The 12,664-nt window shown below is 39.9% G+C and carries 8 protein-coding genes; 6 read left to right on the top strand and 2 right to left on the bottom strand.

Annotated features, from left to right (window positions below; genetic code table 11):
* The first annotated feature begins 8 nt into the window (after nucleotides 1-8).
* The 6 genes from IW22_RS06635 to IW22_RS06660 all read left to right on the top strand — a co-directional run bounded on the left by IW22_RS06635 (nucleotide 9) and on the right by IW22_RS06660 (nucleotide 9,574).
* Nucleotides 9-2,483, top strand: a complete 2,475-nt coding sequence (locus tag IW22_RS06635; RefSeq protein WP_034725171.1) for a TonB-dependent receptor — start codon at nucleotides 9-11, stop codon at nucleotides 2,481-2,483.
* 11 nt (nucleotides 2,484-2,494) lie between these two features.
* On the top strand, nucleotides 2,495-3,943 hold the full coding sequence (locus IW22_RS06640; protein ID WP_034725172.1) for a DUF3526 domain-containing protein: 1,449 nt from the start codon (nucleotides 2,495-2,497) through the stop codon (nucleotides 3,941-3,943).
* A 2-nt stretch (nucleotides 3,944-3,945) separates the two neighbouring features.
* Nucleotides 3,946-5,295: a DUF3526 domain-containing protein gene (locus IW22_RS06645; protein WP_034725173.1), complete on the top strand. Its 1,350-nt coding sequence runs from the start codon at nucleotides 3,946-3,948 to the stop codon at nucleotides 5,293-5,295.
* Between the two features lie 301 nt (nucleotides 5,296-5,596).
* Nucleotides 5,597-5,773 (top strand): histone H1, encoded by a 177-nt coding sequence (locus IW22_RS06650; protein WP_034725175.1) that lies wholly within the window; start codon nucleotides 5,597-5,599, stop codon nucleotides 5,771-5,773.
* Between the two features lie 340 nt (nucleotides 5,774-6,113).
* Nucleotides 6,114-7,685: a M20/M25/M40 family metallo-hydrolase gene (locus tag IW22_RS06655; protein WP_034725177.1), complete on the top strand. Its 1,572-nt coding sequence runs from the start codon at nucleotides 6,114-6,116 to the stop codon at nucleotides 7,683-7,685.
* Nucleotides 7,686-7,981: 296 nt separating this feature from the next.
* Nucleotides 7,982-9,574 carry a right-handed parallel beta-helix repeat-containing protein gene (locus IW22_RS06660; RefSeq protein WP_034725178.1) on the top strand — a complete coding sequence of 531 codons (1,593 nt, stop codon included), beginning with the start codon at nucleotides 7,982-7,984 and terminating at the stop codon, nucleotides 9,572-9,574.
* Nucleotides 9,575-9,661: 87 nt separating this feature from the next.
* Here IW22_RS06660 and IW22_RS06665 read toward each other — a convergent pair whose 3' ends face one another.
* Nucleotides 9,662-10,297, bottom strand: a complete 636-nt coding sequence (locus IW22_RS06665; protein WP_034725180.1) for an HAD family hydrolase — start codon at nucleotides 10,295-10,297, stop codon at nucleotides 9,662-9,664.
* Nucleotides 10,298-10,348: 51 nt separating this feature from the next.
* The gene (locus tag IW22_RS06670; RefSeq protein ID WP_034725182.1) at nucleotides 10,349-12,472 is read right to left on the bottom strand and encodes a Tex family protein; all 2,124 of its coding nucleotides are present in this window, start codon (nucleotides 12,470-12,472) and stop codon (nucleotides 10,349-10,351) included.
* Nucleotides 12,473-12,664: the final 192 nt, after the last annotated feature.

The raw sequence follows: 12,664 nt of genomic DNA on the forward strand, positions 1-12,664 counted from the left end.
AACCGGGAATGAAATATTTGTATATCACAGCAGCACTGGCCGTCGCCAGTGTGAAGGTTTGTGCGCAGGAGACATTGTCCGGGGAAGTGATTGGCGAACATCATCAGAGTCTTAAAAATGCCAGAATCATTATTAAAAACAACGAAAACAGATATGAAACGACATCCGGTGACGGGAATTTCAGCATTCCGGATGTCAGAAAAGGAACCTATGAAATCAGTGTCAATGCTGAATCTTATGATACCTATACCGAACAGATCGAAGCGGACAGTACGTTTTTAACCAGAAAACTGGTTATTCATCTGTATAAGGTCGGAACCATTCAGGAAGTGGAAATTTTAGGAAGAGCTGCTAAAAAATACCAGAGTGATTATTCTTTTTCATCCACTAAAATTGGGGTTCAGAACAAAGATATTCCCTTTTCCATTTCTACGGTGAGTAAGGAGCTGATCAAAGACCGGCAGGCTTTTCAATTGGGGGATGCCGTGAAAATGGCCAGCAGTGTAACGCCTGTAAGCTATTACAACCAGTTCAGCATCCGTGGAATTGCACAGAATGAAGAAGGAACGATCATCAACGGAATGCGGACCCGGCAGTATTATTTTATGCAGCCGATTACCACCAACCTTGAAAAGATCGAAGTTATAAAAGGTCCGGCCAGTGCCGTTCTTTCCAGTGTGGATCCGGGAGGAAGCATTGTTTTGGTGACTAAAAAGCCATTGAAAACGCCAAGCCGGGAAGTGACCATGAGCGCAGGAAGTTTTAGCACCATAAGAAGCTCTCTGGACTTTACAGGGCCCTTAAACAAGGAGAAAACGCTCTTGTACAGGTTGAATGCAGGCTATGCACAGGCTCAGAGTTTCAGAGATATTCAGTCCCAGAAAAGTATCCTGATATCTCCTTCCATTTCCTATATCCCGAATGACAGGACGGCAATCAACGTAGAAATGATCTACAGTGACCTGAACGGGAAGATAGACAGAGGTCAGCCTATTTTCGGAGCGGTAGACGGCATGACGGATCTTCGGAGCACTCCTATAAGCTTTAATCTTGGAGCGATTAATGATTATTTTAAATCAAAGGAGCTGATCATCATGTCTAATTTTACCCACCGGATTACCGATAAGATCAGTATCAATGCTTCGTATATGAAGCAGACCTGGAAAGAAGATCTTCAGGAACACAGAACTACCAATGCTTTTGCTGTAGATGCGAATAACAAACCTATTCCAACGCTGGCGGGAATGCAGATGGTTCAGAGAAACCAGTTCTGGAATACAGATAATCTTAATGCTTATCTTGTATTTAACCTTAAATCAGGACCTATTGAGCATAAAATCCTGGCAGGCTATGATTTGATCAGCACCCATAAATATAAAGGCGGAGCACAGAACACGGCAAGAGGATATCTTCTGACCAACGGGAAAACAGCGTCTTCCTATAATCCGCAGAACGCAGCTGACTATCAAATGGTGACTGTCAATGGGATTACCATGCCTAAGCCCAATGTAGAGCACTTCAATCTGGCCAATCCTGTCTACAGTATCAAAAATCCGGATGAATATGTCTTTTCAAAGGCTGCATTACCGCCTGCTTTGATACGTTCTCATGGAATTTACATTCAGGATCAGATGAAATGGAACCGTTTTAATCTGTTTCTAAGCCTCAGACAGGAGTGGTTTCAGGATATTACCCGTTATAAAGAGAATAATGAAATCGTGGTCAAAGACAGCAAACTGATCCCGAGAATAGGTCTGACCTATAATGTGAATGAACGGATCAATGTTTATGCTTCTTACATCGAAGGATTCCAGCCACAGTCGAATACAGCTTCACTGGCTCCGGTGGTTATTCCTGAAGGCAGAGCTTTTGAGCCTTTGAGAAGTCAGTCCAAGGAAGTTGGAATGAAAGCCGATTTCTTTAATAAAAAAATTCATGTTGATGTTGCCGTTTACGAGATCCGTCAGCGGAATATCCTTTTGAATGCTAATGACCCTGCAGAACCGGACCGTCTGGTAACCAGAGGCCAGGAGCGCAGCCGCGGTTTTGAGATGGACGTTATCGGGAATATTTCGCGGGCATGGCAAGTATTTGCATCTTACGGATACAATGATGCGAGAATTATTGACGATATCAATCCTTCATTAATCGGTGCGAGAAAGCAGAATACTCCATTCCATAGTGCGAATGTCTGGCAGAAATATAGCTTTGGAGAAACTTCTTTTCTGAAGGATATTGCCGTAGGACTAGGCGTTCAGTACAGCGGAAATAAAGTTCCGATGTACAACCGCTCCTTTCTGGTTCCTGAATATACCGTCTTTGATGCCGCAGTTTACTACAGTCCCAAACAGGGGCCTGTGAGCATTTCACTCAATATCAATAACCTTTTTAACACAACTTACTGGCTGGGCGCACAGAATTATCTGCGTCTGTTTCCTGGAGCCCTAAGAAACGCAGTGCTCACGGCAGTTTATAAATTTTAAATCTTAAGATTATGAGAATACATATTATCCGTCTGATTTCCATACAGCTTTGGAAACAGTCATTACAGAATAAGGCGGTCATTGTTCTTCTGATGATCCTGAGTCTCCTGTTTGTATTTGCCGCCTACACGGGATGGCAGGACTACAAGGTGCAGGAAGATACCAGGGTAAAACATCAGGTGGATGTCCGCCATCAATGGGAAAACAAACCGGATAAACATCCCCACAGAATGGCGCATTACGGATATCTGATCTTCAGGGCAAGATATCCTTTAAGCTTTTTCGATTACGGTTTGGAACGGTATATGGGAAATTCAGTATTTCTGGAAGCGCACAAGCAGAATACCGTTAATTTTTCTGAAGCCGGATTTTCATCGGGAATGCTACGTTTCGGAGAGGTAAGCACGGCTATGATCCTGCAAACCCTGATTCCTCTGTTTATATTTTTTCTGGGATTCAGCTGCATTTCGGCCGAACGGGAAAATAACACACTGAAAGTACTGATCAGTCAGGGCGTACGGTGGAAAGAACTGCTGGCCGGAAAAATACTGGGACTGCTTTGTCTGGTAGGATTGGTTTTTGTTCCGATCATGATCCTGTCTGCGGTCATGTGGTTTTCTCTGACCGGTTTTAAAGGGACGGTTGATGAATTTCTTCGTCTGTTCTGGATCGGCGGAGCTTATCTGATCTACTTTTTTATTGTCTGCAGTGTTTGTGTCATGGTATCTGCGGTAAGCAAAACTTCAAGATCTTCTTTGGTTAAACTGATCGGTTTATGGCTGCTGTTTATCGTCATTATTCCGCGAACGGCACAGGCTTTCGGGGCGTATTTGCATCCGGCACCATCCAAGATAGATTTTGACACCAAAGTGGAAAACGAACTGGTGAAAACCGGCGACAGTCACAATCCGAATGACAGTTATTACAAAGGGATAAAAGATTCCCTTCTGCAGGCTCATCACGTGAAAACGATTGAAGAACTGCCTTTCAACTACAGTGGCTATATCATGGCTGAAGGAGAAAAGATCAGCTCAGGAATTTATAACAGGCAATGGCAGAATCAGCTTGATATTTATGAAGATCAGAACAGTATTAACCGTTCTCTGGCTTTTGTAAATCCTTTTCAGGCGGTTAAAGACTTGTCAACAGCATTGACCGGTTCAGATTTTAATTCCTATATCTATTATCAGGAGCAGGTGGAAGCGTACAGATACCAACTGGCGCAGCTGATGAACAACCTGCAGATGGAAAACATCAGCAATAAAAAGCAGCAGGAAAATGATAAACCGTACACCATCAGCAAAGATCACTGGAAAGAACTTCCTGATTTTCAGTATAGGTTTATAGGTCAGAGGGCTTTATTTCAGAACGAGATAGCTTCTGTACTTTCCCTTCTGGTATGGGCATTGGGCCTTCTTTTCGTTCTTCATTTTATGTCTAAAACAATAAAAATAAATTAATCATGTATCTTTTATTATTTAAGAACTTCATCCGTTCCCAGTCTGCCTATCTGGGAATGCTGTTCCTGCTTTTGTCAGGACTGGTCAGTATTTTTGTGGGAAGGCAGTTTATAGAGAAGCAGAAAGCGAATATTGAACATACGGCGGTCTATCAGAAAGAACATATCGAAAGGTACACAGGTTATATAGAAAAGGATCTTGGACTTCTGCTATATTATCTGAAATTTGGACTGGTTAATACAACAGACAACCTGAATGGGCTTTCCATAGGGCAGAGAGATGTCAATCCTTCCATACAGAGTTTAACGATAAGAAATCTGGAAGGTCAGAAGTATGATACGGATCTTCAGAATCCTGTAAGTCTGCTTTTGGGCAGTCTGGATCTGGGTTTTGTGATTATTTTCCTGTTTCCGCTGGTGATTATTTCCTACTGTTATAATCTTCTGTCTGAAGAGAAAGAGGAAAGCACATGGATTCTATTGTCTGTACAATCTCAAACGCCTTTCAGGATTTTGTTTAAAAAATTCATGGTCCGTTTTGCTGTGATTACCGTAGTTTTACTGTTTCTGATTGTTCTCGCGATTCCGATCCTTGATTTGAGGATTAATGCCGCACTGGCCGGTTTTATTCTCGTTTCGCTTTTTTATATTACCGTTTGGTTTGCTTTAAGCTTCTGGGTCGTTTCCTGGAATAAAAGTTCCAGAGCAGGGGCTGCAGGGCTTCTGTGTTTCTGGATTGTGCTTACAATTATTCTTCCTGCGGTTCTCAACCATTTTATTTTAAGCAAATATCCTTTACCGGAAGCGTTGGATACGGCAATTGAGCAAAGGGAAGCGTATCACGAAAAATGGGATACCGATCAGAAACCGACGATAGATAAATTTTACAGACATTATCCGCAGTTCAAATCCTATGGATATCCGAAAGAAAGTTTTAACTGGCTTTGGTATTATGCCATGCAGCAGATGGGAGATGATGAGTCTAAAAGTCAGTCTGATCAGCTGAAAGAAAAGCTTTGGAAAAGAGAGAAAATGAGCCGTACACTTTCTTATTTTGTTCCCGGAATTCATATGCAGTTTCAGTTGAGTGATCTTACAGGCTCCGGATTGGCTGATCAATTGAGGTTTACACAGGCTGCGGAACATTTCCATGAAGGCAAGAGGCTTTTATTTTATCCTAAAATTTTCGCAAACGAACCGACAGGAAGTATCAACTGGAAACAGTTTCAATTGGAATATTACAATGAACGGAGCCAGATCAACTGGTTAGCGATGCTGGGACCGTTATTGCTGTTCAGTCTGTTGTTTTATTATCTGGGAAGTGTCAATTTCAGGAAACAGACAGTTTTATAACAATTGATGGGTTAAAATAACTCAATTTTCTGACGTGAAATGGAGTGAATGGTTCAAAAGAATTATAGAATTTTGGAATAAGAATAAATGTACAGATAGAAGGCGTCATATAATACGCGGATAATCCTTTTACAGGCACAATAGACCTAATAAAAACCCTGAATTTTTAGCATAAACATAAAAAATGACACTTCAGCGGAGGAAAAGAAGAAAAAAATCGCATTTTCGGCCAAAATTTTTTAGTCGGAGCTAGGCTGGAATGACCATAAAACCTATATTTGCACCCTAAATTTTAAAAATAATGAAAGAACTAATTGAAAAAATCAACGCTGAATTCGAAGCGTTTGCAGGTGAGGCTAACCAACAAGCAGAAAAAGGAAACAAAGCTGCAGGTACAAGAGCTCGTAAATCAGCTTTAGAACTTAGCAAATTGTTCAAAGAATTCAGAAAAGTTTCTGTTGAAGAAGCTAAAAAATAATTCGTTCCCAAACCGGCTCACTGAGCCGGTTTTTTTATGCCCTTATTCATCATCAGGTTATCATAGGGTTATTAAACGTATTATTTTCTCCCCTAACCTTTAGATCCGATCCGTTTCATACTTTAATAATCCTTTTTAGATCAAATATACAGACCGTCCCGTTGAAGATGGTCTTTTCTTATCTCAATCACACATCAGCAAATCGCCCGATCATCCAATTACCACATTGCCACATCATCCCATCATCCCATTATCAAATCGCCAAATCATCCCATCATCCCATCAAATTTGCTTCGCCATTCCCGCAAATTCCTTTATCTTTAAGCATTCAATATATGTTATGAAGATAAATAAATTTTTTGCTGTACCGGCAGTTGTGCTGGCTGCCCAGTTTTCATGGGCTCAGGTGAAGGTAGATCCGAAAGAGAAACTTGATCCTGTTGTAAAAAGCTTTGTAGATGAAATTAACACCGGTTCTCAGCTGGAAAACATGGCTTATGAGCTTCTGGACGGTATCGGACCACGACTTGTAGGAACCCCTGAAATGCTGGCTGCCAATGAATGGTCTGCCGCTAAACTTCGTTCATGGGGAATAGAATCCAACCTTCAGCAGTTCGGAACATGGAAAGGCTGGCAGCGTGGGATTACGCATGTAGATATGACGTATCCACGAGTGAAATCATTAGCGGCAACACAGCTTGCCTGGAGTCCGGCAACGAAAAAAGCCGTTGAAGCTGAGGTGATCGTCCTTCCAAAGGTTTCTTCTAAAGCTGAATTTGACGCGTGGCTTCCTTCCGCAAAAGGAAAAATAGTGCTTATGGCACAATACCAGAAAATCGGCCGTTCTGACGAGCAGATCAAAGAATTTGCCACTCCGGAACTGTATGAAAAACTGAAAGCAGAAAAAGAACAGGCCGGAAAAGACTTCCGTGATTATGTAAAAAATATTGGGTATGATAACAATACGCTTCCGGAAGTTTTAGAAAAAGCAGGAGCCGCAGGAATTGCTATTTCCAACTGGACCGGAATTATGGGAGCCAACAGGATTTTCGGAGCGAAGACGTCAAAGATTCCAATGATCGACATTGATGTAGAAGATTACGGAATGCTTTACAGAATGGCAGAAAAAGGAGCAAAACCTAAGATTAAGGTAGAAGCTCAGTCTAAAATTCTTCCTGATGCGAAAAATTTCAACACCATCGGGATGATCAAAGGAAAAGAAAAGCCTGAAGAATATGTGATCCTCTCCGCCCACCTTGATTCTTGGGACGGAGCACAGGGAGCGACAGATAACGGAACAGGCACGCTTACCATGCTTGAAACGATGAGGATCCTGAAGAAATATTACCCGAATAATAAAAGAACCATTGTTATAGGACTTTGGGGAAGTGAAGAGCAGGGACTGAACGGTTCAAGAGGGTTTGTGGCAGATAATCCGCAGATTATGAAAGGAACGCAGGCGGTATTTAACCAGGATAACGGAACAGGTCGTGTGATCAATATCAGCGGTCAGGGATTCGCAGATTCTTACAGCTATATCGGAAAATGGTTGAATGGAGTTCCTAAAACTGTGAGGGATCAGATTAAAACCGATTTCCCGGGAATGCCTGGCGGCGGCGGTTCTGATCATGCATCATTCGTAGCAGCCGGAGTTCCAGGATTTTCTCTAAGCTCTCTGAACTGGGGATATTTCGGATACACATGGCACACAACAAAAGATACCTATGACAAGATCGTTTTTGATGAGGTGAAAAACAACGTGGTTTTAACGGCTGCACTGGCTTATATGGCATCAGAAGACCCTGAATTTACCAGCAGAGAAAGAAGAGTAATGCCTCAGGATGATAAAGGTGAAACGGTAAAATGGCCGGAAGCTAAGGAGCCGAGGAGAGATTCTAAGGAGTATAAATAGAGACATAAGATGTCAGATTTCAGACATCAGATTTCAGACTTTATTCTGGAAATATTAAAAGGCTGTACAGATTACTGTGCAGCCTTTGTTTTTTTGGATAGAAATGGTTTCTTATTTAGTGAATTTTATTTCCCTTAAAGATGTAGGTTTCTGTTTTTTTTCTGATCATTAAAAAATAACAATCATAGTTTAATAAAACACGTCAGCTTCTGTCGTATCGCGCGTCTACATTTGCATTAGTAAAATTAATGAAGGAATATTTTACCAATTAATTTAAACCAAAAAAACAAAATTTTATGATTTACGCAAATGCTTTTTTCACAGCGGGTAATAGTTATCCTAATGAAGACGTTGTACAGCTGGTAGATAATTATACCCACGAGGCAGTTGTTTATAAAAAAATTGGGACTGCCGTTGAGGATGGCGTCATCTATCGAAAAAAAGACAATGATTTTTATGAAAGACAATGGTCCGGCTATGTCAATGTATTATGGTGGAATATCAGGGAAGCCGGAATCCTGACACCAACAGTTACAGAGCGTATCAACAAAGCCTTGGCTCTGGGATATAATACATTTTTTGATGAAATGTCCATTGAAATTAAAGGAACACTTTACCTTCAAGACAACCAAAAAATCCTTTCAAACAAGTGTACGATAAAGCAGACTGAAGTAAAAGCAGAAATTTTTAACTGTGAGCAAAAGAAAAATATTTCCATTACAGGATTTATGTTAAAAGGAGAAGGTGTTGATTACGTGGTCAATGCCAGTTCCCGAAATGTAGGCATTCTTTGTACCAAAGCAAAAAATTTAATTATTGAAAAAAATGTATTTGAAAATTTCACCTATGCTGCGGTATCAGGACTGGATGGAGTAGGAGATTTAACCTTTAGATTTAATAAAGTTAAAAATTTATTTGATCATGAGTGGGTAACAAAAAATGGTGAGTACAGAAAGGATAATATGGGTATTGTAGTAGGAGGAGAAAATATCACAATTTTTAAAAACTATTTTGAAAATTCGTCACAGGGAATTTATATTGCTGAAAATTCAAATTTTGTCAGCATTTCAGATAATGATGTAGAGAATACCATTCTGGAGCATGGGATGTACCTTGATTCCGGTATCTCAAATCTTACGGTAATAGGAAACAGAGTGAGAAATACCGTGAAAGTAGGAATTAAACTTCAGAATAGTGATGATCCAAACCATCCAGACTATGTGTGTCATAATGTTGTCATTTCGAATAATATAGTTGAAAATACAGGTGAAGGCGGAGATGGTATTTTGATCAATAATACAACAGTGGGGGCTTCGCGGCTTTATGCAAGAAATGTGGTAGTTTCCGGAAATGTAGTGAGAAATGCGGGCCAGCACGGGATTAATATAAGATTTGTAGATCTGGGCGTTGTTTCCAATAATGTGATCAATGATATCTCGTACGCAGGAATCTATATTTCCGACACCAAGGGTGTGGAAGTCTGCAATAACAATATTAAAACGACTCAGGAAACCGGAATTATGATTGAAGCTAATAATTATTTATTATCTGCCAATTTTAATACTATTGAAAATCCCGGCTTAAAAAATTCAGGCTTGGAAGATCTATTAACCGGTATTACCATTCGTGGAACGCTAAATAAAGAAATATCTGTAAGAAACAATAAGATGGTAGGCAGAGGTAATGCTATGAAATATGGTGTTTTTGTAGAGTTTGTTGCCCCTCCTGATAAAAATCCGGTGAAACAGACTTTTCAGGAAACTTATGAAATTGTAGGAAATACAGTACTGAATGCGGTTACTCCATATAGATTTAATAGTTCTGTAGCTTTACGGCTTTTGAATAACAATTATAAAAATCTATTAACAAGTCCTGTGCAGGAAGCTTAAAGAGACCTGTATAGATTATTTTAAATGATTAAAAATGATAAGGCTGTCCTTTTGGGCAGCCTTATTTGTATGTAGCTTTGATGATATTTAAATAAAGTTCTTAAGATCCGGAAACTTCGAAACAGAAGGCTCATAACCATCCGTGTTCAGCTTTCCAAAGCCATATTCACAGAAGATAAACGGCAGATTATTAAAGATAGCTGAATCATAATCCGTCTGCGTATCCCCAATATAAACCGAGTTTTCAATGCTTAAGCCATTTCTTTCCATAATCATTTGAATGTTTTCTGATTTTGGTTTTTTAGTCCGGCCGTGGGATTCAATATCTACAAAAAGATCGTTCAATTGATAATGTTCTAAAAAAGCTTCAATATATCCGTCCTGGCAGTTACTGACGATAAAAAGGCTGTGGTTTTTTGCTAAATTCTTTAAGTTTTCTGCAACTCCTTCATAAAGAATACCGCCTTCAACGCGCAACACCTTATTTTCAATGCTTACGATTTCAGATAATACTTCATAAACCTTTTGATCTGAAATGCCGGGAATGATCGCTTTTAAAATATTATCAGCCAATAATCCCATATACTGATCCATATCCTCAGGTTTCAGGTCCTTTTGAATCAATTGATATTTATTTAAAACCTCATTCCATATTTTGATGATCGTAGCTCTGGGATCCCAAAGCGTTCCGTCTAAATCGAAAATTAAATTTTTATAGCTCAAAATGCAGTGTTATTTTGTTTGATTAATAGTGTTGAACAGATTTCAGCGTTATCATAAAATCATGCTTAACTGAACTCTTTTTCTGGCTTCATCTACTTCCGTTACTTTTACGCGGACATGCTGGTGGAGTTTCACCACTTCATTCACATCCGAAACAAAGCCTTCTTTCAGTTGAGAAATATGAACCAGCCCGCTTTCCTTGATTCCCATGTCTACAAAGCATCCGAAAGCCGTAATATTATTGACAATTCCGGGAAGAATCATTCCGGGTTTTAAATCTCTGATGCTTTTTACATTAGGGTCAAATTCAAATACTTTGGCCGCTTTTCTTGGATCTAATCCGGGTTTTTCCAATTCTTTTAAAATATCTTTGATCCCTAAAATTCCTATTTCTTCTGTGACATAATTCTCAGGTTTTACCAAAGCTGTCTTTTCTTTGCTGGCAATCAGTTCATTAGTTTTAATGCCTAAATCTTTTGCCATTTTTTCTACGATTCCATAGGCTTCCGGATGCACAGCCGAATTATCAAGCGGATTTTTCGCATTCGTAATTCTTACAAAAGCGGCAGCCTGTTGATAGACCTTTTCTCCAAGCCTAGGAACTTTTTTGAGTTGTTTTCTGTCTTCAAAAGCACCGTTTTCCATTCTGTAATTAACGATGTTCTCCGCCATTTTCTCCCCGATTCCCGAAACGTAGCTTAATAAAGATTTACTGGCCGTATTTAAATTGATTCCAACAGAATTCACACATTTCATCACCGTTGAATCAAGTTCATTTTTCAATTGAGTCTGATCCACATCATGCTGATACTGTCCCACACCAATGGATTTGGCATCAATTTTTACCAGTTCAGCCAACGGATCGGCCAGTCTTCTTCCGATAGAAACCGCACCACGAACAGTGACATCATAAGACGGAAATTCATCCCTCGCAATTTTACTTGCAGAATACACCGATGCTCCAGCTTCAGAGACTACAAAAACCTGCAACGACTTATCAAAAGCAATTTTCTTGATGAAAAATTCAGTCTCCCGGCTGGCTGTTCCGTTTCCAATAGAAATCGCTTCAATATTGTAGGCGTTCACCATAGAACGGATCTTTTTCATGGCCATTCCGCTTTCGTTCTGAGGCGCGTGAGGGTAGAGGGTTTCGTTATGCAGTAAGTCACCTTTTTCGTCAATGCAGACCACTTTACATCCGCTTTTATATCCGGGATCAATCGCCAGAATTCTTTTTTCGCCCAAAGGTGGGGCAAGAAGGAGCTGACTTAGGTTTTCAGAGAATATTTCAATAGCTTTTTTATCTGCTTTTTCTTTGGCTTCCTGCAGCGCTTCGTTGGAAATGGCGGGTTCCAGAAGACGTTTGTAGCTGTCTTTAATAGCCAGAGCGATCTGGTCTGAACTTTCATTATTGGATTTGATGATAGCTTTTTCAATGAAATCAACCGCTTCATCTTTATCAACGCCGATATTCACCTTTACAAAACCTTCAGATTCGGCTCTGAGCATCGCCAGAAGTCTGTGAGATGGCGTTCTGTTGAGACTTTCTTCCCATTCGAAATATTGAGAGAATTTCTGTGCGTCTTCTTCATCCTTTTTGGATTTGACCGCTTTGGATGTGATCATCGCTTTACGCTGAAACAGACGGCGAAGATTTTTACGGACGTACATATTTTCATTGATCCATTCCGCCATGATATCTCTGGCGCCCTGAAGGGCTTCCTCCTCAGAAGGAACGTCATTGTTAAGATATTTCGAAGCCAGAAACTGAACGTCACTGCTTTTCTGACTCATAATGATCTTGGCTAAAGGCTCCAGTCCTTTTTCTTTGGCTGTATCCGCTTTTGTTTTTCTACGTTTTTTGAAGGGCAAATATAAATCTTCCAGTTCAAGCAGGTCAAAGCTTTCTTCAATTCTCTGTTTCAGTTCAGGAGTTAACGCATTTTGTTCTTCAATAGATTTCAAAATGCTTTCTTTCCGCTTTACAATTTCTTCAAACTGTTTGCTGATTTTTGAGATCTGCTCGATCTGAACTTCATCCAGATTTCCGGTCTTATCCTTTCTGTAACGGGAAATAAACGGAATGGTGCAGTCTTCTGCGAGTAATTGTAGGGTATTGTTGATGCTCTTTTCGGGTATATTGAGCTGTTGCTGTATAAATGTTACGGTCGTCATTATCTTGGTTTCGGAAGGCTAAAATAATGCTTTAGAATGAAAAAAAGCGAGTTGCCCCGCCTTAAATGTTTTCACAACGGAATAATCCTTATTGTGAATTGCTTTCAAAATTATAGAACAAATATAAATGAAAAAATCTTTTTATGATTTATGGGAACCCATAATTTGACTATTTTTTTTATTTCTATTTTT

The organism is Chryseobacterium sp. JM1 (genome assembly GCF_000737715.1).
Classification (GTDB): Bacteria; Bacteroidota; Bacteroidia; order Flavobacteriales; family Weeksellaceae; genus Chryseobacterium.